The sequence below is a fragment of the Pseudomonas sp. RV120224-01b genome (assembly GCF_003208145.1).
Classification (GTDB): Bacteria; Pseudomonadota; Gammaproteobacteria; order Pseudomonadales; family Pseudomonadaceae; genus Aquipseudomonas; species Aquipseudomonas monteilii.
Genome location: NZ_QKMQ01000001.1, coordinates 550,310 through 574,910 on the forward strand (window position 1 = coordinate 550,310; position 24,601 = coordinate 574,910).

Annotated in this window: 30 protein-coding genes; 29 read left to right on the top strand and 1 reads right to left on the bottom strand. The window is 63.3% G+C overall.

Annotated elements, in window-relative coordinates:
- Positions 1 to 70: 70 nt before the first annotated feature.
- Entirely contained in the window at positions 71 to 418 is a 348-nt protein-coding gene (locus tag N436_RS02550; protein ID WP_110740339.1) for a phage holin family protein, read from the top strand.
- Positions 419 to 440: 22 nt separating this feature from the next.
- On the opposite strand, the gene N436_RS02555 is transcribed toward N436_RS02550, so the two are convergent.
- Entirely contained in the window at positions 441 to 884 is a 444-nt protein-coding gene (locus N436_RS02555; protein ID WP_110740340.1) for a hypothetical protein, read from the bottom strand.
- Between the two features lie 401 nt (positions 885 to 1,285).
- Between N436_RS02555 and N436_RS02560 the strand changes: the two genes are divergently transcribed.
- The 28 genes from N436_RS02560 (at position 1,286) to N436_RS02695 (ending at position 24,586) form a co-directional block, all read left to right on the top strand.
- Positions 1,286 to 1,807 (top strand): terminase small subunit, encoded by a 522-nt coding sequence (locus N436_RS02560; protein ID WP_110740341.1) that lies wholly within the window; start codon positions 1,286 to 1,288, stop codon positions 1,805 to 1,807.
- A 43-nt stretch (positions 1,808 to 1,850) separates the two neighbouring features.
- Positions 1,851 to 3,737 (top strand): phage terminase large subunit family protein, encoded by a 1,887-nt coding sequence (locus N436_RS02565; protein WP_177410865.1) that lies wholly within the window; start codon positions 1,851 to 1,853, stop codon positions 3,735 to 3,737.
- A 12-nt stretch (positions 3,738 to 3,749) separates the two neighbouring features.
- Positions 3,750 to 3,965 (top strand): hypothetical protein, encoded by a 216-nt coding sequence (locus N436_RS02570; RefSeq protein ID WP_085625556.1) that lies wholly within the window; start codon positions 3,750 to 3,752, stop codon positions 3,963 to 3,965.
- Between the two features lie 2 nt (positions 3,966 to 3,967).
- The gene (locus N436_RS02575; protein WP_110740343.1) at positions 3,968 to 5,575 is read left to right on the top strand and encodes a phage portal protein; all 1,608 of its coding nucleotides are present in this window, start codon (positions 3,968 to 3,970) and stop codon (positions 5,573 to 5,575) included.
- 2 nt (positions 5,576 to 5,577) lie between these two features.
- On the top strand, positions 5,578 to 6,798 hold the full coding sequence (locus N436_RS02580) for a S49 family peptidase (protein ID WP_110740344.1): 1,221 nt from the start codon (positions 5,578 to 5,580) through the stop codon (positions 6,796 to 6,798).
- Between the two features lie 14 nt (positions 6,799 to 6,812).
- Positions 6,813 to 7,163 carry a head decoration protein gene (locus N436_RS02585; protein WP_110740345.1) on the top strand — a complete coding sequence of 117 codons (351 nt, stop codon included), beginning with the start codon at positions 6,813 to 6,815 and terminating at the stop codon, positions 7,161 to 7,163.
- 11 nt (positions 7,164 to 7,174) lie between these two features.
- Positions 7,175 to 8,203: a major capsid protein gene (locus tag N436_RS02590; protein WP_110740346.1), complete on the top strand. Its 1,029-nt coding sequence runs from the start codon at positions 7,175 to 7,177 to the stop codon at positions 8,201 to 8,203.
- A gap of 1 nt (position 8,204) precedes the next feature.
- Positions 8,205 to 8,387 (top strand): hypothetical protein, encoded by a 183-nt coding sequence (locus N436_RS02595; RefSeq protein WP_110740347.1) that lies wholly within the window; start codon positions 8,205 to 8,207, stop codon positions 8,385 to 8,387.
- Between the two features lie 2 nt (positions 8,388 to 8,389).
- The gene (locus tag N436_RS02600) at positions 8,390 to 8,713 is read left to right on the top strand and encodes a hypothetical protein (protein WP_110740348.1); all 324 of its coding nucleotides are present in this window, start codon (positions 8,390 to 8,392) and stop codon (positions 8,711 to 8,713) included.
- Positions 8,710 to 9,378, top strand: coding sequence for a hypothetical protein (locus N436_RS02605; RefSeq protein ID WP_110740349.1), 669 nt, complete (start codon positions 8,710 to 8,712; stop codon positions 9,376 to 9,378). Before N436_RS02600 ends, N436_RS02605 begins: the two co-directional genes overlap by 4 nt.
- Positions 9,371 to 9,901: a hypothetical protein gene (locus N436_RS02610; RefSeq protein ID WP_110740350.1), complete on the top strand. Its 531-nt coding sequence runs from the start codon at positions 9,371 to 9,373 to the stop codon at positions 9,899 to 9,901. The genes N436_RS02605 and N436_RS02610 overlap by 8 nt, the downstream gene beginning before the upstream one ends.
- Complete coding sequence (locus N436_RS02615) at positions 9,898 to 10,500, top strand: phage baseplate assembly protein V (protein WP_110740351.1); 603 nt, start codon at positions 9,898 to 9,900, stop codon at positions 10,498 to 10,500. The genes N436_RS02610 and N436_RS02615 overlap by 4 nt, the downstream gene beginning before the upstream one ends.
- 42 nt (positions 10,501 to 10,542) lie before the next feature.
- Positions 10,543 to 10,824 carry a hypothetical protein gene (locus N436_RS02620; protein WP_110740352.1) on the top strand — a complete coding sequence of 94 codons (282 nt, stop codon included), beginning with the start codon at positions 10,543 to 10,545 and terminating at the stop codon, positions 10,822 to 10,824.
- Positions 10,825 to 10,826: 2 nt separating this feature from the next.
- Positions 10,827 to 11,153, top strand: a complete 327-nt coding sequence (locus tag N436_RS02625; RefSeq protein ID WP_110740353.1) for a GPW/gp25 family protein — start codon at positions 10,827 to 10,829, stop codon at positions 11,151 to 11,153.
- Positions 11,150 to 12,130, top strand: coding sequence for a baseplate J/gp47 family protein (locus N436_RS02630; RefSeq protein ID WP_110740354.1), 981 nt, complete (start codon positions 11,150 to 11,152; stop codon positions 12,128 to 12,130). The genes N436_RS02625 and N436_RS02630 overlap by 4 nt, the downstream gene beginning before the upstream one ends.
- Positions 12,127 to 12,849 (top strand): phage tail protein I, encoded by a 723-nt coding sequence (locus N436_RS02635; RefSeq protein WP_110740355.1) that lies wholly within the window; start codon positions 12,127 to 12,129, stop codon positions 12,847 to 12,849. The genes N436_RS02630 and N436_RS02635 overlap by 4 nt, the downstream gene beginning before the upstream one ends.
- On the top strand, positions 12,846 to 13,532 hold the full coding sequence (locus N436_RS02640) for a phage tail protein (RefSeq protein WP_110740356.1): 687 nt from the start codon (positions 12,846 to 12,848) through the stop codon (positions 13,530 to 13,532). Before N436_RS02635 ends, N436_RS02640 begins: the two co-directional genes overlap by 4 nt.
- A 4-nt stretch (positions 13,533 to 13,536) precedes the next feature.
- A complete protein-coding gene (locus N436_RS02645; protein WP_070087225.1) occupies positions 13,537 to 14,268 on the top strand; it encodes a hypothetical protein in 732 nt (243 codons plus the stop codon).
- 7 nt (positions 14,269 to 14,275) lie between these two features.
- Positions 14,276 to 14,731, top strand: coding sequence for a hypothetical protein (locus N436_RS02650; RefSeq protein WP_110740357.1), 456 nt, complete (start codon positions 14,276 to 14,278; stop codon positions 14,729 to 14,731).
- Positions 14,732 to 14,825: 94 nt separating this feature from the next.
- Positions 14,826 to 16,004, top strand: a complete 1,179-nt coding sequence (locus tag N436_RS02655) for a phage tail sheath family protein (RefSeq protein WP_110740358.1) — start codon at positions 14,826 to 14,828, stop codon at positions 16,002 to 16,004.
- A gap of 12 nt (positions 16,005 to 16,016) precedes the next feature.
- The gene (locus tag N436_RS02660) at positions 16,017 to 16,526 is read left to right on the top strand and encodes a phage major tail tube protein (RefSeq protein ID WP_070087228.1); all 510 of its coding nucleotides are present in this window, start codon (positions 16,017 to 16,019) and stop codon (positions 16,524 to 16,526) included.
- A gap of 48 nt (positions 16,527 to 16,574) precedes the next feature.
- Complete coding sequence (locus N436_RS02665) at positions 16,575 to 16,871, top strand: phage tail assembly protein (protein ID WP_110740359.1); 297 nt, start codon at positions 16,575 to 16,577, stop codon at positions 16,869 to 16,871.
- Between the two features lie 131 nt (positions 16,872 to 17,002).
- The gene (locus N436_RS02670; RefSeq protein WP_256589873.1) at positions 17,003 to 21,283 is read left to right on the top strand and encodes a phage tail tape measure protein; all 4,281 of its coding nucleotides are present in this window, start codon (positions 17,003 to 17,005) and stop codon (positions 21,281 to 21,283) included.
- A gap of 9 nt (positions 21,284 to 21,292) precedes the next feature.
- Complete coding sequence (locus tag N436_RS02675) at positions 21,293 to 22,138, top strand: phage tail protein (protein ID WP_110740360.1); 846 nt, start codon at positions 21,293 to 21,295, stop codon at positions 22,136 to 22,138.
- Positions 22,113 to 22,319 carry a tail protein X gene (locus tag N436_RS02680; RefSeq protein ID WP_110740361.1) on the top strand — a complete coding sequence of 69 codons (207 nt, stop codon included), beginning with the start codon at positions 22,113 to 22,115 and terminating at the stop codon, positions 22,317 to 22,319. The genes N436_RS02675 and N436_RS02680 overlap by 26 nt, the downstream gene beginning before the upstream one ends.
- Positions 22,320 to 22,378: 59 nt before the next feature.
- The gene (locus N436_RS02685; protein WP_110740362.1) at positions 22,379 to 23,425 is read left to right on the top strand and encodes a phage late control D family protein; all 1,047 of its coding nucleotides are present in this window, start codon (positions 22,379 to 22,381) and stop codon (positions 23,423 to 23,425) included.
- A gap of 37 nt (positions 23,426 to 23,462) precedes the next feature.
- Positions 23,463 to 24,032, top strand: a complete 570-nt coding sequence (locus N436_RS02690) for a glycoside hydrolase family 19 protein (protein ID WP_110740363.1) — start codon at positions 23,463 to 23,465, stop codon at positions 24,030 to 24,032.
- On the top strand, positions 24,032 to 24,586 hold the full coding sequence (locus tag N436_RS02695; protein ID WP_110740364.1) for a lysis system i-spanin subunit Rz: 555 nt from the start codon (positions 24,032 to 24,034) through the stop codon (positions 24,584 to 24,586). The genes N436_RS02690 and N436_RS02695 overlap by 1 nt, the downstream gene beginning before the upstream one ends.
- Positions 24,587 to 24,601 lie beyond the last annotated feature (15 nt).

Below are 24,601 nucleotides of genomic sequence, written 5' to 3' on the forward strand. Positions count from 1 at the left end.
GCGCATTGAGAACCCTGCCACCCGGCGGGGTTTTCTATTTCCGGTGCTGTGCTTTGCCAACGAGGCTTACATGAACAGCGAGCAACAAACGTTAGCCGAACTGCCGATCTGGATGGTGATCGTGCTGTCCCTGGTCGGCGGTGTTTCGGGAGAGATGTGGCGGGCGGACATGGCGGGCGCTCGCGGTTGGGGGCTGATGCGACGGCTGGCGTTGCGCTCTGGTGCCTGTGTGACCTGCGGGCTTTCGACCAACATGCTGCTGTACGCCCTCGGTGTTTCGGTGTGGGCGGCGGCGGCTGTTGGTTGCTTGGCTGCGATGGCCGGTGCCGATGTCGCGATCAACCTCTACATGCGCTGGGCTGCCAAGCGGCTGGGCGTCAGCGAGATGCCATCGCCCAGCCAGTCTAGTGCCGATTAGGACAGGAACATTTGGTGGCCGATTAGCTCGGTAGCCCAAAGTGAGCGGTCACGAGGCGAGAACCGACGGACAGCACCTCGCCTGCCAAGCTACCGAGAACACTCTTGGTGCCGTTCTTTGTGGCATTCACGAGTTGGTCGCCCAGGGATGGACCTACGGAAAGGCTTGCAGGCACCGCCTTAAGGGCTTCCAGCCCTTTGGCAGTCAGCACAGCATTTACAACACCATTGCCGTGGGATCGATCTTTAAAAGTCAGATAGCCCGCATCGGCCAGCCATTCGATACAGGCTAAAAAAAACTCACCTCTCTCATTCGCAATGTTCACCCCCGTGTGTTCATCGGGGCTGAGACCATCCTCAATGAACTCCTTGATCAGTAGATGGCGGGGGACAGGGAACTCTGCGTAGAGCGCACCGAGCACTTGTCCGGTGATCTCATCAAATTGTTGGATATTGGAGGTAGTCATGTCCTTGACTCCTAAAGAAGAGAAAAAAAGCCCCCAAAGCTGGGAGCAAGTTCTGCGTTACATCGACATGCAGGTCCGGCGAGATTGTGACCTGACGCGTGCGCGACATTACTGGGCGAAGACCCTTGATGAAACCCCCAAAGACGTAATCGCAGAGGCATTGAGCATTGCATTGGCCTCGGGACGTTATCAGGAGAAGCCCCGCAGCCGGTGCTGCCGGTGCTGCCGGTCTTGCTGAAGCTGAGGCGATACCCTGGGGCAGACTGCCGGTGCCCAAGGTCGGAGCTTGGTGACAAATTTGGGTCCTCCCCCCGGGCCGCCCCCTACACGGGTACGCAGACTCGCGGTTTCCCTGCAGCTGAAATTCCTGCAGGGATGTCTGTCTTTTCAAGGACTTAGTGATGGGCAAGACAGTCAGCAAGCTCGAACTGGGCGAGATCATCGGCCGTGATGAGCGGACCCTGAGCCGTTGGCAGAAGGACGGCATGCCAGTGATCGAGTTCGGCGTTGGCCGAGGCAACGAAAACCAGTACGACACCCAGGTGGTGATCGAGTGGCTGATGCGACAGGCCGCCTTGAACGGCAAGAAGGAATCGACGCGCGACCGCCTTGATCGGTTGCGCGGTGACCGCGAAGAAATCGCGTTGGCCCGTGAGCTGGGCGAGGTCGTGATCGAGGCCGAAATGGTTGAGCGCTTTGAGGCGGTGATCACTGCCGCAAAGATCGAACTGCTCAATACCTTCCCTGATGAGCTGGCGGCGACCTTGTCGGCCAAGTACGGCGTGCAGGTCGATGACCAGCTGATCCGCGAGCCCATCGAATCAATACTGAGGAGGTTGTCCGCGTATGACGAGGACGACGATCTCGCTGGGGATTCTGACGAGTCGGACGACGAGGAGGGCTCTGAAGAAGACGGCGAGTAAAGCCATGGGCCGGGTCTGCCGTAAGTGGGCGCCCCCGCCAAGAATGACCATCGCCGAGTGGGCCGACCGGTTTCGCTGGCTCGCTCCCGAAGAGTCAGCTGCACCAGGTAAGTACCGCTTCGACATGACTCCGCACCTGATCTGGCCGGGTGGACCGCTCGAAGCGCTGGACGACCCGAACGTGTTCGAGATCGTGGGGCGCAAGTCGGCCCAGGTGGCCTGGACTTCGGGTGTGCTGGGTAACGCCATCGGCAAGTGGATCGATCTCGACCCTTCGCCCATCTTGATCTTGTTCCCCAAGGCTGAAGCGGCCAAGCAGTACGTCGCGGAAAAGCTGGAGCCGATGATCGAGGCCACCAAGCGGCTGCGGAAGAAGGTTGACCTGCGTAGTCGCAAGCTGCAGCAGCGCCAGGACTTCAAGCGCTTCCCCGGCGGCTTCCTAAAAATGGTGGGCTCCAACAGCCCGGCCAGCGTGAAGTCCACGCCGGTGCCACGAGTTGCCATTGAAGAGCCTGATGACTGCAACCTCAACCTGCGGGGGCAGGGGGACAGCATCAAGCTGGCCAAGGAGCGTCTCAAGACGTTCCGCCGGTCGAAGATCATCATTGGTGGCACACCGACCATCAAGGGCTTGTCTGCCATTGACGCCGAGCTTGAGCTATCCGACAAGCGCGTTGGGTTGGTGCCGTGCCACGGCTGCGGCCAGTCGCACGCGCTCAGCTTCGATCATCTGCACTGCGACGAGGACGAGCACTACTTCCACGAGGTCTACGGCAAGCGCCGACCGGAAACGGCTTACTACGCGTGCCCGCACTGCGGTGAGATCTGGGATGACCATCAGAAGAACGCCAACCTCGCGCATGGTTACTGGGAAGCGACGGCTGAATTCCGTGGTATCGCCGGCTACATCCTCAATGAGCTGTATGCCAAGTTCCATGGTTCCCGCTTCGAGGTGCTGATGGAAAAGAAGCTGCAGGCGGAATACGCCACGCGGCTGGGCAACATCGGTCCGATGATTGCCTTCACCAACAGCTCAATGGGTGAGAGCTACGAGTACAAGAGCGACGCGCCCAAGACGGACGAGCTGGAGAAGCGTGCCGAGCCCTATGCCGAGCTGACTGCTCCGAAGGGCACGCTACTGGTCACGGTCGGCGTCGACGTTCAGGGTGATCGACTTGCCCTGGTCATGGTTGGTTGGGGGAGGGGCGAGGAGTCTTGGCGATTGTACTGGGGCGAGCTTCCAGGCAACCCCATCGATCCGCACGACCCTGTATGGACTGAGCTCGACAAGATCATCGCAACGCCCATACCCACCGAAAGCGGTGCGCAGCTAGCCGTATCAGCAGTCAGCATCGACAGCTCTGACGGTAACACCAGCGATGCGGTGTACACCTACGTTCGAGATCGTCAGCGCTTCAACATCATGGCGATCAAGGGCGCGTCCATCGACAGCCGGGACCGGGAGATATTCACCAAGCCGGCGCAGTCTGCGGACACCAGCCAGGATAACACCAAGGCGTCGAAGTACGGCCTACGCGTGTACATCGTCGGTACCCACAAGGCCAAGACGCTGATCGATGGCCGGATGAAGCTCAAGGGTGCAGGGCCGGGGCGGATGCACTGGTACAGCGAGATTCGCTCGGACTACTACGAGCAGGTGACCAACGAGGTGCTGGCGCCGCACCCGCGTAACCCCAGCAAGATGGTCTGGCAGAAAAAAGCAGGCCGACGCAACGAAGCGCTGGACTGCGAGGTGTACGCCTTGCATGCGGCTCGCAGCCTGAAGACGCACCTGCTGCGTGATCACGAATGGGACCAGCTGGAGCAGCAACTGCTTCAGCCCACCCTCTTCACAACTGAGCAGGCGGTGGCGCCGGTTCCCCGCCGTGCGGTTGCGCGTGGCAGAGGCACTCGGAGCCGCGTCAGCTAACCGAGGTTCACCATGACAGATGCACAACAACGTCTCGACGAGGTCCGAGCGGCGATCTCGAATGTCCTGAAAAACGGGCAACGCTTGCGCCGACAGGATCGAGAGGTCCAGCTGGCTGAGCTGAACAGCTTGCGCTTGCTGGAGAAACAGTACGCCACCGAGGTTGCTGCGGAGACGGCTGCCCGGCAGGGCCGTGGCCGTAACCGCGTTTCTTACGTGGGGATCTGACCATGTGGCCGTTCCGAAAACGGGATTCGGCTGCCGAGCAACTGATGACCGAAGCCATTCGTGTGGCCAGAGCATCAGTCGAGGGGCAGCAGATCGTCGCCCAGGGCGGCGGCGGTGGCGTCGAAACCCGCTGGCGTGGCGCCTCTCGGGTGCTGCGCAGCGTTGCCAGCTGGATCCCTGGCCTGGGTAGCCCTCGGCGTGACTTTAACTACAGCGAGCGTCGCATGCTGGTGGCCCGCTCCCGCGACGCGATGCGCAATCACTTGATCGCCCGCGCGGCGATTACCCGGTTGCGCACCAACGTCGTGGGTACCGGGCTGGTCTGCCGTGCTCAGGTCGATCATGAAGCGTTGGGCTTCACCGAGGAAGAGGCAGAGCAGCTCAACCGCCAGCTGGATCGTCTGTGGTCGCTATACGCCGATGACCCACGAGAGTGCGATGCCGAAGCGTCGCTCAACCACTACCAACTGCAGGCGTTGGTGCTTGTCTCTTCAATGGTGGCAGGTGACGTATTTGTTGCTAGCCCCGATCAGGAGCGGCCTGGTTGCATCTTCAGCACCCGGTTGCAGTTGATTGAGTCGGACCGCGTAGGCAACCCGAACGGCGGAATGGACCGGGCGGACCTGGTAGAGGGCGTGGAGTTCGACGGACTGGGGGCGCCAGTGGCTTACCACGTATGCACCGGCTACCCCGGTGAGCATGTGCTGGGCAAGTCGCTGCAGTGGGAGCGGCTGACGGTGTTCGGTGCTGAAACCGGGCGTCGTCGGGTACTACATGTCATGGCTGACAAAGAACGGCCAGGGCAGAAGCGTGGCGCTCCATACCTGTCCCCGGTGCTTGAGCCGCTGCAGAAACTGGAGCGATACAGCAGCGCCGAGCTCATGGCGGCGGTGATCTCGGCAATGTTCACCGTGTTCATCAAGAAGGGCGACAACTTCAACAATAACAACCTGCCCATGTCCGCACTGACGGAAGAGCAGCCGGGCGGTGATGACACCTCCGACGGTGCAATTGCGCTGGGCGAGGGGGCCATCGTTGACCTGGGCGTGGGTGAGGAACCGGTGGTGGCCAACCCCAGCCGGCCCAACGCCCAGTTCGATCCGTTCTTCACCGCAGTGGTGAAGGAAATCGGCGCTGCGCTGGAGCTGCCTCTGGAAGAGCTGCTGTTGCATTACAGCAGCAGTTACAGCGCCGCCCGAGCAGCAATGCTCCAGGCCTGGCGCTTCTACAGCCTGCGCCGCTGGTGGCTGGCCTGTGACTTCTGCCAGCCAAGCCGCGAGTTGGTCATTGATGAGGCCGTGGCTCGGGGGCTGGTCGATCTGCCGGGTTACAACGACCCGGCCAAGCGCAAGGCCTATTGCCAGTCGATCTGGATCGGGCCGGCTCGGGGGGCGATTGATGAGCTCAAAGAAGCGAAAGCAGCCCGCGAGCGTATCGACATTGGCGTCAGTAACGAAACGCTAGAAACAGCAGCCATGACCGGTGAGCCGTGGCAGCAAGTTATCCGCCAGCGCACCCGTGAGGTGACCTACCGGCGGGAGCACAACATGCAGCCGCTGCCCAAAGGTGGGCTTGAGTCCCCGCCTGACCCCAACCCCAAAGAGGAATAAGCATGCCTCGAGCACTTGAGCTGGCTGCCTCGCAGCCCTGGCTGATGATGCCCGACGCCTTGGACAACCTGCTGACCATCTCCGACCGCATGGGCGATCCGGTGGCGCTGGCGACCAAGCGCGGCGAGCGGCTGGACGAAACCCGACGAGTCACCATGCGCGGCAGCGTGGCGGTGGTGCCTATCACTGGTCCGATCTTCCGGTACGCCAACCTGTTCACCGAGATTAGCGGTGCAACCAGTACCCAGATCCTGGCGACTGACATCCAGCGTGCGCTGGACGACCCCAAGGTCAAGTCCATCGTGCTCAACATCGACAGTCCAGGTGGTGTGGCATCCGGCATCAACGAACTGGCCGAGATGATCTACGCCGGCCGGAATCGCAAGCGGATCGTTGCCTACATCGGCGGCATCGGAGCCAGCGCCGCTTACTGGATCGCCTCGGCGGCGAGCGAGATCGTCATCGATGAGGCCAGCCTGGCAGGCAGCATCGGCGTCGTTGTCGAGGCTGTGATAGAGGACGAAAAGAAGACCGGTCGCACCCGCTACCAGATCGTCAGTCGCAACGCGCCGAACAAGCGGCCCGACCTCGGTACTGAAGAGGGCCGCGCCAAGATGGGCGAGACCATCGACGCGATGGCCGAGGTCTTTGTGGGCAAGGTTGCTCGCAACCTCGGCGTGGCAGCCGAGAAGGTGCCCGATATGGGCGACAACGGCGGCATCCGCGTTGGCGCTGACGCCGTCAAGCACGGCCTGGCCCATCGCGTGGGCTCGCTGGAATCCCTGATCACTGAACTGGCCAAGCCGGCCACTACCTTCCCAAGGACAAACACCATGACCACCGTCAAGACTACGGCAGAACTACGCACCGCCATTGCAGCAGGCACTGATCCCAACACTATTGAGATCGCCCAGGCCGATCAGCCTGATACCGCCGCGATTCGCACCGAGGCCGCCACCGCCGAGCGTGAGCGCATCAAGGGCATCAATGCCTTGGCCGTCAAAGGCTTTGAGAAGGAAATCGGCGCGGCGATCGATGACGGCAGCTCGGTCGAGGCCACTGCACTGGTGCTGTTCAAAGGCTCGCAAGATCGCGGGATTTCGCTTGCCGGCATCAAGGGTGATGCGCAAGGCGTCACCGGCACCATCCCGCCGGAAGGCGGCCAGGCTGGCGAGCGCAAGGCCGTCGTCAGCGCAATCGTCTCTGGCGCCTCGCGCCGCTAACCAGGAGCCCCCTCATGCCGAACCCTCTTACCCACACCTTCACACCCTCCCAACTTGAGGCCGGCGACTTCCCCGTCGTGATGGACTCCGGCGTCATTGCTGCTGGCCAGCAGTTGCTGCGCGGTGCAGTGCTGGGGCAAGTCACCGCATCTGGTGAATACCTGTTGTGCAAAGTAGCTGCCGAGGACGGCTCGGAAGCGCCGAAGGCAATCCTCGACCGCGATGTTGACACCACTGATGGTGCTCTTAGCGCGCCGATTCGCCTGACTGGTCAGGTGTTGGGCAGCCAACTCACCCTCGGCGCTGGGTTAACCCTGGCAGTTGCGAAAGCTGCCCTGCGTCCTCTCTGCCTCTTTGTTCGTTAATTGGAGCATCCATGAACATCTTTGACACCCTTACCATGCTGGAAGCCGTCGAGCAGCTGGCAACGCCGCGCCGCTTCCTCATGAACACCTTCTTCAATGCCGGTGCCCCTGAAACGTTCCCCACCGAGACCGTGACCATCGACATCGTGAAGGGGCAGCGCAAGATGGCACCCTTCGTTCACCCCACGCTGCCTGGCAGTGTGTCGCAACGTACTGGCTTCGCCTCGTCGACCTACCAGCCGCCGTACATTCAGCCCAAGCGTGTCACCCGCGCAGAGCAGATCCTGAAGCGAGGCGCAGGTGAAACCCCGTTCTCGACGCGCACCGCGCTTGAGCGAGCGGGCGAGCGGCTTGGCCGTGACCTGGTGGAGCTTGAGGGCGAGATCATTCGCCGCGAGGAATGGATGTGTTCTCAAGCCCTGACTACTGGCCGGATCCGGGTTGTCGGCGATGGGGTTGATGACACCATCGACTTCCTGATGGAAGACACCCACAAGGTTTCCTTGGCCACTGGCCGTTGGAATACCGCCGGATCCGACCCCATCGGTAACCTGCGTCAGTGGCGGCGCCTGATCGCCAAGGACTCAGGCCGTTCGGCCAACGTCGCGGTGTTGAGCGCGGAGGCGCAGGATGCCTTCCAGAGTAACGATGCGGTTCTCAAGCAGTTGAACACCCGCCGTGTTGACCTGGGCCTGATCAAACCGGAAGAGCTCCCCGATGGCGTGACTTACCTCGGCTACCTCAATGATCCGGGTGTGGACCTTTACGCGTACGACGAGTGGTACCTGGACGATGAGGCTGGTGAAAAGCCAATGATTCCTGCCGGGGGCTTGATCCTGGGCTCTACCGCCACTCGCAACGCCATGCTGTATGCGGCGATTCAGGATCTTGAAGCCATCGAAAGCGGCCTGGTTGAAGCCGCGCGCTTCCCCAAGAGCTGGGTCACCCAGGAGCCAAGCCAGCGCTGGCTGAAGGTTCAGGCGGCGCCGTTGCCTGGTCTGTTGGAACCGAACGCCTTCCTCTTCGCCAAGGTGGTGTGACATGGCTGCCAAGATCGAGTACGTGGTGGTGGATGGCTGCATTCAGGATGGGGCCAAGATCGTCAAAAAGGGCGAGGTCTTCATGTCGTCCGACAAGGAGGTGCTGGAGCAGCTTGTCGAAGAGCGAAAGATTGCTCCTCGCGGCAAGCTGCCCGGCAAGGACGAACAAGATGACGGTGACTGATCATGGGCTTCCGTGAGCAGGTGGCGTTCATGGACCGTGCGCTACTGGATGGCCTGGGTGACGAGGCTGAGATCGAAGGCGTGGCTGAGCCGGTACCGGGGTTCTTTTCGGCGCCGTGGCTCCAGCCCAAGCTCGGTCAGATCAACACCGGGGTGCGCGAGCCTGTTTATGCCGTACGTATCGTCCACGCGAATGGCATCAAGGAGGGAATGCACCTGGTGATCAGGCTTGCGCCCGAGGATGGTGGTGGACGTTACGTCATTGCAGGCAGGAAGCCTGACGGGACTGGCTGGATCAACCTGACACTGCGTGAGGTGCGTTCATGAGTGTTGGCAGTTACCACAAGGAGTCGGCCAGCAGCGGCTTAATCACGCTGCAGGCAAGGCCCCAGGACGTGAGAGGCTTTGAGCAGTTCGCTCAGTTGGTACCGAAAGCTATCGCGGCAGCGCAACGGCGAGCCATCAATAAGACACTTCGCTGGCTCAGAGGCAAGATTGCCCGTGAAGTAGGTGTTCAGGAGCGCATCGCCATATCTGCCGTGCGAAAGCGCTTGATGGCTTACCCCATGGGCAGCAACGGTCAGGGCAAGCTCTGGTTCGGGATCAAGCCAATTGAGGCTAGCCGTGCAGGTCGAGCTCGGCAAACCCGCTCCGGGGTATCGGTAGCGGGGCGGCATTACAAAGGTGCTTTCTACCGTCGGGTTTATGGCGACCAGGCTGACATCTGGATCCGCGCCGGCAGCAAGCATTTCACGGATGAAGACTACCCCGACAGCATGATAGAGACGCGTCGAAAGGGGCGCTCGGGTTGGATTGCTGAATCCAGCAGCATTGGTCGCTTCCCGCTTGCCAAGGCAAAAATCTCGCTTGAAGACGTCCGGCCTCATTTTGAGGCCTGGACCAATCGCGCTCACGACCGGTTGCTAGTGGTCATGAAGCAGGAGTTGAACTTCGAGCTGCAAAAAATCTTGCGGAGGACAGGCAATGGCTGATGAGCCGATACCGCTTTCCCAGATTTACGCTGCGATTGAGCAGCACATCGGGGCTGCAATACCCGGCCTCGCTTATGTCGGAACGATGCCAGCTGGCATCGATGTTGTTCCGGTGCCTGCCGTCGTGTTGGAGCTGGCCGGGTTTGATGACGCGGACAAGGATCCGGGTACCGGCGAGACCGCAGTTGATGCCCGTTTTGAGGCGCGCGTCATCGTTGGGGCCGAAGAGGAAAACTGCCTTCGCGTAGCCGCGTTCGTCGCCGCTCAACTGGCTGTGTTGCTGCGTATGCAATCGTGGGGGTTGGCTGTGGAATTCGCCCAGTTTGTGCGGGCGGAGCGGGACTGGAGCCGGCCCGAGCTGGACAGCTTTGCAGTCTGGGTCGTCGAGTGGACTCAGGTCATCTACCTGGGCGAGGAAGAGTGGCCTTGGCCCCGAGAGCCCGGCCCATTGAAGTTCGCATTCGACCCAGATAGTGGTCCGGGCAATGAAGGCCTGTATCAGTCGCCCGAGGCGCTGGGATGAGCTACGCGGCCGCGCAGATGGACCGCATGCTGGCCGGCCTCTTGATCCCCTGTTACGTCGTGGCGGTCGACCTGGTCGACGCCAAGGTGCGAGTCACCGACGGCGGCGACTGGACGAGCGCCTGGGTGCGCTGGCATTCCCTGGCCGCCGGCAAGGCCCGCCATTGGCGTGCGCCGAGCATTGGCGAGCAGGGCATGCTGGTGAGCCCGAGCGGCGAGCCTGCGCAAGGGACGTTCGTTCCTGGGCTGTACGGCAAAGCCGGCGACCGGCCGGACAACCGCGACCATGTCGAGACATGGCGCTTCGATGATGGCGGGTCAATCGTCTACGACTGGGCGGCCAATAGTTACACCATCAAGCTACCCACCGGCACGGTCAACATCGAGGTCGGTAGCAGCAAGGCGACCATCACCGACGATGCAATCAGCGCGAAGTCAAAGGCGATCACCGCCGAGGCCGAGACGTACACGGCTATAGCGCCTGAGATTCTTCTGCGAGGCAATGTAAAGATCGACGGCGCGTTACTAGTAACGCTCGACATTCTTGGCCTCGGAAAAATCATCGACACCACCGGCAACACGCCGAACCACAAACACTGACAGCCCGCATTCGCGGGCTTTGTCTTTTCTGGAGCATCACTTATGGCAGCCAAGAAAACCGCCGCGACTGACGCGGCAGCGAGTGCGGACGAATCCGCAGTTTTACCTGGTGCCGAAGGCGTCGACACCACCGCTGTAGAAGCTGAGCCGGCCGGCGTGACCTTCACCGACCGCGCCTTCACTTCGCGCTCGCTGTTCCTGCAGGCCGGTGACGACCTGCGCGAGTTCAAGGTGCTGGCCGGCCGCGTGACCGTCCAGGCCGACGACGCCGAGGCGCTGGCGTTCCTGCGTGACCATGCCGACCTGCAGCAGCTGGACGGCTAAGCATGATTGGCCTGGACCGCAGGACCGGCCAGCAGTCCACCGGGCTCGACCACTTGAAGCAATCGGTCGAGGACATTCTTACCACGCCCTTGGGCAGCCGGCGCATGCTCCCCGAATACGGCAGCAGCCTGCGCCGCTTTGTCGACATGCCGGTTACCGAGGGTTGGAAAAGCGCCGTACAGGCCGAGGTGGCCCGCGCCCTGGGCCGCTGGGAGCCGCGTCTGCAGCTGGAGCGCGTCAAGGTCGTTTCTGTGATCGACGGCCAGATTGGCCTGTTGCTGACGGGCGAGTACCTGGGCAGCTCGGCCGTCGTGGAGGTGAGCGCATGATTGACCTATCTTTGCTGCCCCCACCCGACGTGGTGGAAAAGCTGGACTTTGAGACGCTGTATCAGGAGGTGTTAGGCGTCTTCCGCGCCCATATGCGTGACCAGTGGACCGCGCTTTTGGAGTCCGATCCGGTGGTCAAGCTGATGGAGGTCATGGCCTACCGCGAGCTGGTCATGCGTGCCCGCGTCAATGCGGCGGCCAAGGCCAGCCTGTTGGCTTATGCCACTGGCGCCGACCTGGACAACCGCGCGGCTGACTACGGTGTGCAGCGGCTGACCATCCGGGCAGCTGACCCTGACGCGGTGCCGCCGGTAGCGGCGCTGATGGAAAGCCACGACGCGTTGCGCTACCGCACGCGGCTGTCGCTGGAGGCCCTTTCGGTCGCCGGCAGTAGCGGGGCGTATGAGTATCACGCGCTGAGTGCGTCGGCCGAGGTGGTGCATGTTTCGGTCGATTCGCCCCGGTTTTCCGGGGTGGCAGTGCCAGCCGCGGTTAAAGCGCAGTTACCGGCCGGGGCCATTGTCGTGGTCTGTGACTACGACGCCGGCCTGGCCAATCCACTGCCCGGCGACGTGTCACTGGCGTTGCTGGCCGGGCCGACCAGCACCGTGCCCGAGGCGCAGCTGGTGGCCACCGTGCTCAAGGCGCTGTCGGCCGAGGACGTGCGGCCGGTGACGGATCGGCCGCGCGTGCAGGGCGGTATCCCGACCGACTTCAAGGTGGAGGCGGTGCTGTGGGTGGAGGATGGGCCAGACCCTGACGTTGTCCTTGCGGCAGCCAGGGCTAGCCTGGAGGCCGCCATTGCCGACGCCCGCCGGCTGCAGGGACAGCTGCCCGTCTCGGCCATCTACGCCGCGTTACACGTTACGGGGATTAGCCGCGTCGACCTGGCCAAGCCGGTGGAAGGGGTGGTGTGTGACAAGCGGCATTACCCGCGCGCCACGTCCATTGCCCTGACCACCAAGGTGGTCACATGAGCCTGCTACCGAACAACTCCACGCTGCTGGAGCGCTCGCTGGAGCGCGCCGGGGAGCTGGACGTGGACCCGGAAATCATCCGGGGGGTGGCCGACTCGGCACGCTGCCCGCCCAACTTCCTGCCCTGGTTGGGGTGGGCGCTCAAGGTCGAGGGCTGGGAGGCCGCTTACACCGACGACCAGCGCCGCGAACTGATCCGCGAGGCGATCCCGGTTCACAAGACCAAGGGCACCGTCGGCGCAATCCGGCGGGTGCTCAGGGCGGTGCGGGTCAATGCGGAGTTCAAGGACTGGCACCAGATCCCGAACGCCGCGCCGTACACGTTCCAGGTCACAGCCTGGGCCAACGACAACCGGGCGGGTGAGGGCTCGATCATCTCGCCCGAGCTGGGGGCGCGCTTACGTGCCCTGGTCGACGCGGCGAAGAACGAGCGCAGCCACTACGAGTTTCGGCTGGGGGCGCGCTTCGACGGCGGCTTGGTGCTGGGTAACGCCTTTCAGGCGCGCGCGGTGCAGCATCGATCCATGGATGCCCAGGCGGTGCCCGTCGACCTCATGGCGCAGACGGTGCTGTTTGCCAATGCGCTCAACGCGTCCAGCGTATCCCGGCGATTTGCCGAGGCGCAGGGCGTACCCATTCAAGCAGAAGGCGCCCCGCTGGTGGCTAACGCGGCGCATGTGCGCACGGTCGTCCGGGGCTACATGGAGGCTGTTCTATGAGTACAGGCTTGCAACCTGTCATCACCAAGGCCGGCCTGGCGGCGATCCTGACGGCAACGAAAACCGGCCTCGCGGCCGAGATTAGCCATATTGCCCTGGGCAGCCAGGCTTACACCCCCAGCGCTGAGCAAAAGACCCTGCGCAACGAGGTGGCGCGCTTCCCGATTTCCAGCGGCGAGAAACTGAGCAGCACGCTGTTACACCTGACCGCTGTCGCGGACGGCGCGACGGCGTACTGGGTGAAGGAGGTCGGGATTTTCCTCAAGGACGGCACCTTGTTGGCGGTCTGGTCGCACCTGACCGAGGCGCTGGCCTACAAGGCCGCCAACATCGACCTGTTGCTGGCCTACGACCTCTCACTGGCGGCGCTGCCGGCTGACAGCGTGACCATCGTCAGCTCGGCCGCCGGCCTCAACCTGACGCTGGCCGGCCCCCTGGCCGCGCTATCCACTGCGTTGATTGCCGAGCAGGTGCGCGGCATGGAGAAGGGTGACCGCCTGGATGGCCTGGAGCGCTTGGCGCGAATCGCTGGCGAGCAGATCGGCGGCTTGCTTGTGCGAGTGGAGGCCGCAGAGAAAGCGGCCACTGAAACACGGGATGGCCTGTTGAGCCTGGCGGTGGCCAACGCAACCGGGCTTATGACCATACAACTCAACCAAATTCAGAAACTACTCGGAGCTTAAAAGCATGAGTCTCGAAACCGAACTTGCCGCGCTGACGGCGGTTAACAACAAGCTGGTCGATACCGTCAACGGCAAAATGGCTGGCATCAACGCGGCCGTGTCAGCGGCAGTTGCTGCAGCGCCGACAATGGTCCGTGCCTACTGGGTGGACTCGCAGCTGGGCGACGACAGCGGCCTTGGCAGCGAGGCCGCCCCGTTCAAAACCCTGCAGCGGGCCGTGGATGCCACCCCGGACGGCGGGCGGGTCACGGTGTGGCTGGCTAAAGACTATGTTCTGGATAGGAGCATCACCACGAGCGGCCGCAAGCTAGTCCTTGCAGGTGTTGCGGGGGCGGGCCGGCGGTTGGTGATCAACGAGTTTATTCCGGAAGGCGGCGACAACCTGATGCGCATGGGGTCGTTCTGGGCGTCGACCGATACCAACATTCAGTTCTTGAACCTGACGATTAGCTTCCCGGCTTCGAGTGCCGGCGACCTGAGCGCCTACTATGCGCTGGTCTTTGCCAGCGGATCGTCGGCGCCGACTATCCAGCAGGTGCGCATGTACAACTGCGCGTTTGAACTGCGTGGCACCTTCCGGGGCAGGTTGCTCGGGCCGGGCTCTGTGCTTTTCGCGCTGTCGATGACCGGCACGGCGGTGCCTTCTGCGCTCAATGGTTTGCTCATCACTGGCATCGCTGCGGGCACGCTTTCCAAGGACGTGGGCCACGTCATCACCAACCTTTCGAGCCTGTGAGGCGATCATGCAAAAGACCTTTCTGAATGTCGTTTTTGGCGACACCACCTATAACGGCTTCGACTTTGAAGCGCTGCCCATTGGTGCCGCGCTGCTGGTGGCCCAGCAGCAGATCGAGCAGGCCGCCGACCAGGCGCGTGCGGCAGTGCTCGGTGATCCGCTGCGCGCTATCGAGAGCCAGCTGGCCGAGGACGAGGCCAAGGCCTTCAAGCTGGCCGGTTATGCCGGCGACGTGCCGCCGACCGTACAGGCGCTGGTCGATGCCCAGGGCATTGAGCCCATGGCGGCCGCCGAGACGATCCTGCAGGAGGCGCAGGCCTGGCATGAGTCGGTGTGCTCGATCCGTGCGGCCCGCCTCAAGGGCAAGGTCGAGGTGCTCAAGGCAACCACCCATGCGCAGGCCGAGGCCTATGCCGACACGGCAATCAACGCCATCCGTGCGAGCGTGCCCGGCGTCGTCTGATCCTCTTCCCGCATTCCCTTGAGCGCCCCGATTTCGGGGCGTTTTCGTTTCTGTTGGGCCGCCGTGTGCGGCCCTTTCTTTTGGAGTATTTCCAATGGCTGCAAGCTTCTTTCACGGCGTCACCGTAAAGGCCGTCGACACTGGCACGCGCACCATTTCGCTGCCGTCCTCCTCGATCATTGGCCTGGTCGACACCTTCACCGAGGGCGCGAACGCCACGGCCAAGGTCGGCGACCTGGTACTGATCACCACTGAGCGCGAAGCCATCGCCGCATTCGGCACCGGCGCTGCCATCACCAAGGCCTGCCAGGCCATCTACGCGCGTTCCAAAGCGGTCATCGTCGCCTCGGGCGTGGCCAAGGGCGCTGACGCCGCCGCGCAGACTTCCGCGATCATCGGCGGCGTACAGGCCAACGGCAAGCGTACCGGCCTGCAGGCGTTGCTGGACGGCAAGAGCCGTTTCAACGCCCAGCCGCGCCTGATCATCGCGCCCAAGCACAGCGCGACCCAGGCGGTGGCCACTGCCATGGGTGCCATCGCGGCCAAGCTGCGCGCCGTGGCTATCATCGACGGCCCCAACACCACCGACGAGGCGGCCACCACCTACGCCAAGTTGTTCGGCTCCATGCGCATGTACATGGTCGATCCGGGCGTGCAGTTCTGGGATACCACTTCCGGCGCGTCTGGCGCGACCGTCGATGCGCCGGCATCGGCCTGGGCTGCTGGCGTGTTTGCCTGGACCGACAGTCAGTACGGTTTCTGGGCCTCGCCATCCAACAAGGAGTTCGTCGGCATCACCGGTACCACCCGCGCCATCGAGTACCTGGACGGCGACGAGACCTGCCGGGCCAACCTGCTGAACAACGCCAATATCGCAACCATCATCCGCGACGACGGTTTCCGCCTGTGGGGTAACCGCACGCTGTCGAGCGATTCCAAGTGGGCCTTCGTCACCCGTGTGCGGACCATGGACATGGTCATGGACGCGATCCTGTATGGCCACAAGTGGGCGGTTGACCGGGGCATTACCGCGACCTATGTCCGCGACGTAACCGAGGGCCTCAACGCCTTCATGCGCGACCTGAAAGCCCAGGGCGCAATCATTAACTTCGAGGTCTACGCCGATCCAGACCTCAACACCGCCAGCGCCCTGGAGCAGGGCAAGATTTATTGGAACATCCGTTTCACCGACGTTCCGCCGGCTGAGAACCCCAACTTTATTTTCGACGTAGTCAACGACTGGTTGACCGAAGTCCTCGACAAGACCGCCTAAGGAGCGCATCAAATGGCAATGATTCCCGAAATTCTCGCCAACCTGAACCTGTTCGTGGATGGCATCAGCTTTCAGGGCGATGTCCCGTCCCTGACCCTGCCGAAACTGGCGCTCAAGATGGAAGAGTACCGCCCCGGCGGCATGGATATGCCGATTGAGATGGACGTGGGTATGGAGAAGCTGGAGTCCAGCTTTACCACCACCGGCATGCGCAAAGAGGCGTTGAAGTTCTTCGGCCTTGCCGACGGTAATGCCTTCAACGGCGTTTTCCGTGGCTCGCTCAAGGGTCAGAAAGGCGAAACCAAGGCCGTCATCGTCACACAGCGCGGCACCTTGAAAGAGCTGGATATGGGCGACTGGAAGCCGGGCGACAAGGCCGAGCATAAGCACGGCATTGCCCTGACCTACTACAAGCTGGAGGTCGGCGGCGAGACTATTTACGAGATTGATCCGGCCGGCATGAAGCGCGTTATCAACGGCGTCGACCAGTTGGCCAGCCAGCGCCGCGACCTCGGCCTGTAACCCTCTGCAACCTTTCCGCATTTCTTTCCGATTCAAGGATACCGAGTCATGAGCAAGCCCGCCCCGAAGTACCTCAAGCTGACCGCTGAGAGCGTCACTGTGACCCTGGCCAAGCCAACCGAGATGAACGGCATCAAGGTTGACACCATCACCCTGCGCGCGCCGACCGTGCGCGACATGCGCATTTCCAGCCAGACCTCAGATGGCGACGACGAACAGCGCGAGCTGAACCTGTTCGCCTCCCTGGCCGAGGTCGGCGTCAAAGACCTGGAGGGCCTGACGTACAAGGATTACAACCGCGTCTCGACCGGTTACACCTTTCTGGTGCGAGAAGACGAACTGTAATCCCGAGAGCATGAAGACGGCCGCCAAGCGACTGGCGGCCGAACTGAATTTCTCGGCCGAGGAAATCATGACCATGCCGTATGCCGACGTGGTCTGGTGGCTTACAGACTGAGTTTGCATAGGGGGCTCCGATGGCAAGCAAACTAGCGTTAGCGCTGGTGATCGGCGGCACGGTCGCCTCATCGGTAGGCGCCGCGTTCAAGACGGTTGAAAATGGCATCCAGAAGCTGGAGGCCAAGGGCAACCGGGCCAAGGTGTTGAAAAGTACCATTGGCGAAACCATCAAGCTGCGCGAAGAATGGAAGCGCGCGCACGACAGTGGTGCTGCAGGCGCCGACAAGCTGTTACGCAAGCTGGACAGCAATCTGGATGCCCTGCGCAAGCAGGGTGTCGAGGTTGGCCGACTCAGTCGCGAGTATCAGCGCCTAGGCCGAGAGGCGCGAGCTGCCGATCTGCAGGTGAAGGGCCACCAGCAGTTGCAGGCGGGCAAGGATTCGTTCAAGTCAAACATTGGCAAGACGGTGGCGGCCACGGCCGCTGTCGCTGCGCCAACGATGATTAGCGCGAACTACCAAGCGATCATCCGTGACATTGCGATCAAGGCTGACATTGCCAACAAGCCCCAGGAGCAGCAGCTCACCCGGACGGTGATCGATACGGCGGCCGATACCGGCATGGCCCGTAACGGCGTTGCCGACCTGGTCAACCAACTGGTCGGCGCCGGCATGGAGCTGGATAAGGCGCTGTCTTATGCACCGGTGGCGGCTAAGTTCGCCATCGGTCAAGGCGCGTCGGGTGTTGATACGGCGTCGATGATTCAGGCGCTGGAGCAAAACGCCAAAATCAGCGACCCGAAGGTTATGCAGCAGGCGCTGGAGGCCATCGCCTACCAGGGCCAGGCGGGGAGCTTTGAGGCCAGCGACATGGCCCGATGGTTCCCGCAGCTGCTGGCCAACATGGAAAAAAGCGGCATCACCGGGATAGACGCGGTGACTTCGCTGGGCTCCATGCTGCAGGTGCAGATGAAGACCGCCGGTAGCTCGGACGAGGCCGCCAACAACCTCAAGAACTGGATTGAGAAAATCGGCGCCGGCGACGTGGTCAAGGCCTACAAAGACGCCGGCATTGATTACCAGGGTTCGCTGAATACAGGCCTGCAGAAGGGCATGAACGTCATTGAGGCGTCCATGGCCCTGGCCATGAGATACGTCGAGGCGACCGATCCGGCTAAGGCCAAAAAGATCGAGGCGGCCAAGGCCAGCATCGATAAGGAAGTCGACCCGGAGAAAGCCAGGGCCGCGCTGGAGGCTCTGGAGAAGACCCTGCGTACCGGCGATATTTTTGCTGACATGCAGGTCAAGGCGGCGTTGACCGCTTACGGGCAAAACCGGGGGCTGTATGAGGAACTAAAGGCCGACTCCCAAAAAGCCTCGGGCATCCTCGACAAGAACCTGGCCGAGCGCCGCGAAACCTCGGCCCAGCAATGGGCAGAGACGGTCCAGGCGGCCGACGACGCCATGCGCAGCATTGGCGATGCCATCCGCCCGGCCACCGACATGGCGGCCAAAGGGCTGACCGCTGTTGCCCAAGGCATTACGAAACTGTCGGACGGGTTCCCGGCGGTAGTGATGGGAATTGGCGGCGTTGTGGCGGCCATTTTGGCGTTCAAGACGGCGTCCAGTGCGTTCAAAATCGGGCGTGGTCTGCTCAATATCGCGCGCGGCCGCCGGCTGGGGCGCGCCGGTAGTGAAGACAATGTGGCTGCTGACTTGCCCAAAACCGGCAGCAAGGTGGTTGACGCTGGCCTGGATGTATTGGGCAAGGTGTTTGCCCCTCGCTCGATAGGTGCCGAGGCGGCAAATGATCCGGCGGTGGGTGGTAACGACCCGCAGCGCGTGTTTGTGGTTAATGCCGATGCTTTTAGCAAGATCGGTGGGGCTGTCGGCAGTAGCGGCCCTGCCGGGCCTGCTAGGGGTAGTCGCAGAAGTCGTCGCCGTGAACGCCGTCGAGCGAAGAAAGGCGTACCAGCCCGGCCTGCTGTAAAGGCCGACTTGCCTCCGGTACCTGCCGCTAGATCATCGACTCTTCCGGTGGCCACAACCGTATTGGCTGAAACCAACGAGCTGGGGAAAGTCGCTCGCTCGGTTCGAGGTGTGGCACGTCTCGCAAGGCGATTGCCTGGCGGCAATGTCGTGGATGCGGGCGCAGCGGCGATCGATGTGGCACTCAATGCAACGACCAAGGACGAAAGGGCCGAAGGCTACGGCGGAGCCGCTGGCAGCCTGGCAGGCACGCTTGCGGGAGCAGCTGCAGGGGCTGCCATCGGTTCGGTGGTACCCGTCATCGGGACGGCGGTTGGCGGCGCTGTTGGTGCTGTGTTGGGCGGCATGGGTGGCGAGTCGTTGGGTGGTTGGCTCGGCAAGCGCTGGTTTGGTGATGAGCAGCTCGAAGGGGAGGGCAGGCAGGTTGCCCCCGTGTTAGATGCTGCGGAGCGTGATCAAGCCAAATCTGTTTCGCCGGCGGCTACGCCGGTGGTGGTTCCACCTGCAGCGCCGCCTGCCGTACGCGTGGCAGCGCCCAATGCAACGCCGGCAGCCCCTGTGGTGGTCGACAACCGGGATACGGTCGTCGTGCCATCGCGAGTGCCGGCGGCACCCGCTTTGGGTGATGTCGTGCGTGCCCAGGCCAACCCTGTTCCGCCCGCGACCGCGCCGGTGGTGGTGCCACCTGCGGCAGCGCCTGCAGTGCGCGTGACAGCGCCCAAGGCAACGCCGGCAGCGCCTGTGGTGGTCGACAACCGGGATCCGGTCGGCGTGCCATCGCCGGCGGCGCCTGCCCTAGGCGATGCCGTGCGTGGCCAGGCCAAGCCTGTTCCGCCGGCGGCGCCGGTGGTGGTGCCACCTGCAGCAGCGCCTGCAGTACGCGTGACAGCGCCCGAGGCAACTCCGACAGCGCCTGTGGTGGTCAACAACCGCGATCCGGTCGCCGCGCCATTGCTGGCGCCGGCCTTGGGCGATGCTGTGCGTGGCCAGGCCAAGCCTGTTGCGCCGGCGGCCGCGCCGGTGGTGGTGCCACCTGCAGCGCCGGCAGTGCGCGTGGCAGCGCCCGAGGCAACGCCTGCAGCGCCTGTGGTGGTCGACAACCGGGATTCGGTCGCCGTGCCATCGCCGGCGCCGGCCGCGCCTGCTTTGGGCGATGCCGTGCGTGGGCAGGCCAAGCCTGTTGTGCCGGCGGCCGCGCCGGTGGTGGTGCCACCTGCAGCAGCGCCTGCAGTACGCGTGACAGCGCCCGAGGCAACGCCGACAGCGCCTGTGGTGGTCGACAACCGGGACCCGGTCGCCGCGCCACTGCCGGCGGCACCTGCCTTGGGCGATGCCGTGCGTGGCCAGGCCAAGCCTGTTGCGCCGGCGGCCGGGCCGGTGGTGGTGCCACCTGCGGCCGCGCCTGTAGTACGCGTGACAGCACCCACGGTAACGCCGACAGCGCCTGTGGTGGTCGACAACCGGGACCCGGTCGCCGCGCCACTGCCGGCGGCACCTGCCTTGGGCGATGCCGTGCGTGGCCAGGCCAAGCCTGTTGCGCCGGCGGCCGGGCCGGTGGTGGTGCCACCTGCGGCCGCGCCTGTAGTACGCGTGACAGCACCCACGGTAACGCCGACAGCGCCTGTGGTGGTCGACAACCGGGATCCGGTCGCCGCGCCACTGCCGGCGCCGGCGGCACCTGCCCTGGGCGATGCCGTGCGTGGCCAGGCCAAGCCTGTTGAGCCGGCGTCCGCGCCGGTGGTGATGCCGCCTGCGACCGCACCTGCAGTGCGAGTGACTGCGCCCGCGCCCAAGACAGCGCCGACAGCACCTGTGGTGGTCGACAACCGGGATCCGGTCGCCTCGCTACTGCCGGTGCCGGCGGCGCCCGCATTGGGCCATGCAGTGCGCAGCCAGCCCAAGCCCAGCATGCCGGCCCCTGTGCCGCTGCTGGTCAATCCAGAGGTCATGTCGGCACCGCGCGAGCCAATGGCCAAGGCGGCACCGGTGGCGCCCCTGGTGCTGGTCGCGCCTGCGCCCAAGGCCGCCCAGGGCGTACCCGCTCAAGCAGCCCCACAGCCGGCACCCCGGGCGGATGGGTTGGGCGACGTGGTTCGCGACCTGGCGGCTAGGGCGAAGCCACCGGCACCTCGGTTACCAGAGCCAGCCAAGTCGGCCACGGCTACCCCGGTGAAGCCGCCTGCGCCGAAGGTGGACATGACCTTTACCTTCGCGCCGCATATGCCCATCACGGTGCATGGTGATGTCAAAGAACCCGAACAGGTCGTGCGTGAGATTGAGGCGCCATTGCGTCGCAAGTTCGATGAATGGGCGCGGGAAGTGCAGGCGCGCATTGCATCGGTTCAGCTGTACGACCAACCACACGTTTAAGGAGGGGTTATGCCCTACATGGAGCAGCTGGAATCATCCCTTTCCGGGCTGGTTGCAGCTGGGGAGGCTGGGCGCAAGGGCATGGACGGCATGCTGGCCCCGCTCAATGGCGCCATTGGCAGCATCACCGGCGCCGCGTCGGAGCTGGTAAACATCCCGTTTGTGGGTGGCGAGGCCGGTGCCAAGCTGGGCCGGATCGTGCGCAGCATCAACGTGGCGCAGTCCCAGGTGGGGCAAGTGGCGTCGATGTATAGCCGAGCCGTCACCGGTGCCGCCCAGGTGCAGGAACGCCTCGGCACGTTCAAGACGATGGCTGCCAAGGTCACGGCCGAGGCCGGGCGGGTGGCGGGGCTGGTGAGCCCGTCACTGGCCAACATCCTGCCCACGGGCGGGCTACTGGGTTCGTCCACGCCGCTGCCCGAGGCGGTCGCGCCGTTCCCGCACCTGCTGATCATCCAGCCGCATGACCCGAAAAAGCAGCCGTATTACTTCAACCTGGACACGGCAGCCTTTGACGAGCTGCGTCGACAGGCGACGTTCCGCTGGGCTGGTCAGGAGCGCCTGCGTCGCAGTGTGGCGCAGCAGGCGGTCGGCCTGGGTGAGGAAAAAATCTCGCTCAAGGGCGCGATTTTCCCGCACCACAAGGGCGGCATTAAGCAGCTGAATGTGCTGCGCAGCATTGGCCGCAACCTGCAGGCATTGAAGCTGGTCACGGGCTATGGCGAAGTACTGGGAGACTGGTGCCTGGTGAGTGTGGAAGAGGAACAAAGCCATCTGTTGTCCGGCGGCATCCCTCGGAAACAAGGCTTTACCCTGGAGTTTGTGAGCTATGGCAACGACCTGCAGAACGTCTGACGGGGATCTGCTGGATGTGATCTGCCTGCACCATTACGGCAACCTCAACGGCACCGTCGAGGCGGTGCTGGAGGCCAACCCGGACCTGGCCAGAGAGGCGCAGCCGTACCGCGCCGGCCTGCTGATCCAGTTACCCGACCTGTCGGCGCCGGCGGTCGAGCTGCTGCAACTGTTCGACTGACCCCGCGTTACGCGTAACGAGCCCCGCCCCGCGCGGGGTTTTTTGTTCCTGGAGCAAACATGAAACCGACGTATCGAGTCATCGCGGACAGCAAGGACATTACCCCGCTGATCAATGACCGCCTGTTGCTGCTGCGTATTTCGGACAAGCCCGGTATGGAGTCGGACGAGTTCGAGCTGCGCATTGACGACCGCGACCAGGCCGTTGCACTGCCGGGCCGTGGCGGCCGGGTGGAGGTGCTGCTGGGCTATGAGGGCAAGCCCCTCAAGCGCATGGGTGCCTTTACGGTCGATGAGGTGCAGTTGTCCGGCCCGCCGGACACCCTGATCATTCGCGGCAAGGCCAGCGACATGCGCGGCAGTGGCAAGACCGTGCGCAGCGGCAGTTGGGAAAACGTGCCGCTGTCGCAGATCGTCAACGAGGTGGCCAAGCGCAACGGCTGGGAGCCGGTGTGCCCGGTCACTACCAGGGTCGAGCGCGTCGACCAGCGCAACGAGTCGGACTTTAACTTTGTCACGCGCCTGGCCAGGCAGTACGACAGTACCGCCAAGGTGGCCGAGGGGCGGCTGCTGGTCATGCCCCGGCAGGACGGAAAAAGCACCAGCGGAAAGGCGCTGCAGGTCGTGCCCATCAACAAGACCGATGTAGAGCGGTACCAATTCCGCCTCGGGGATCGCAGCGCGCAAAAGGCTGTGAAGACCCAGCACCAGGACCAGAAAACCGGTGCCCTGCAGGTGGTCCAGCTGGACAACGGCGAGGCGCCCAGCGGCCTGCCCCCGGTCCATACCGACCGCCATATCTACCCCAACAAGACCGCCGCCGAGCAGGCCGCCAAGGCGCGCCTGGCAGCGTTCAACCGCAGCACCGCCAGTGTGCGCCTGGAAATGGCAGGGCGTACTGACCTGTTCGCGGAATGCACGATCAACGCCCAGGGCTTCAAGGTCGGCCTAGATGGCGAGTATCTGGTTGACAGCGTCGAGCAGACGTTTACCCAGTCCGGGTGGACCACGACGGTGGAGTGCAATGGCGGCAAGAAGGGCAAGGCCAAGGCCTCGGGCAAGAAGAAGAAAGACGACACCAAGCCGCTCAAGGTTGAGCAGCTCTAATCCCCTCGGCCACTTTCGGCCCTCACTGGAGAAACCCATGGCTATCTCAGTTCAACAGTTGCAACAGATCCTCCCCAACGCCGGCCGCAAAGCCGGCGTTTTTGTTCCTGGCCTCAACGCGACAATGGGCAAGTACTCGATCATCACGCCCAAGCGTATGGCGGCATTCCTTGCCCAGGTCGGCCATGAGTCTGGCCAGCTGCTGTATGTGCGTGAGCTCGGTAACGATGCCTACCTGGCCAAGTACGACACCGGCCGCTTAGCGCAGCGCCTTGGCAACACGCCGCAGGCGGATGGTGATGGCCAGCGGTACCGTGGCCGTGGGCTTATTCAGATCACCGGGCGCGACAACTACGAAGCCTGCAGTGAGGCTCTGTTCGGTGACAGTCGCTTGCTCAATACCCCGGACCTGCTCGAGCAGCCGGTCTACGCGTCGCTGTCTGCTGGCTGGTATTGGCAGCGCGCGGGCCTTAACACCCTCGCTGACAAAGTGGCTAGCGCCGATGACTCGGTTTTCGAGTCGATCACTCGCCGCATTAATGGTGGCCTGAATGGCTTGAAAGATCGCCAGGCGCTCTACAAGCGAGCGCTTGAGGTGCTGCAGTAATGTCGCTGAATTGGCGTATCGCCTTGTTAGCTGCTGCGCTCGGGCTCTATGTCGGTGGCCGAGGTGCCTGGGTGTGGCAGGCCAGCGAGTACGGTCGACAGCTTGCGGATCAGTCGGCTGATTACATTCGGCAATTGGCTAATAAAGATCGAGCCTATGGTCGCGAGCGTGAAGAGGCTGCAGCTGCAGCTCTGGATCAGTTGGCGGAGCAGAAGGCTCAGCGACAGGCACTGGAAGAGCGCCTGCAGGAGCAGGGCAAAACACATTGGCAGGAGATGAACGATGCTCAAAAAACTCAAGCTCGCCTGCGTGACAGGCTTGCTACCGCTGATCTGCGGTTGTCAGTCCTTGTCGACGCCGGAGCCTTTGCCGCCCCGGGTTGTGACGGTGGGGGGCGAGAAACCACCGGCACCGGAAGCCTGGTACATGGCGCCGTACGCGCCCAACTTGACCGAGCGCATGCTCAACGAATTGTCGCCATCACCGACGACGGCGACCGGGGGCTGATTGCACTGCAGGCCTGTCAGGCCTACGTCCGCGAAGTCACCAAGTAGTAAAGAGGCGAGCCG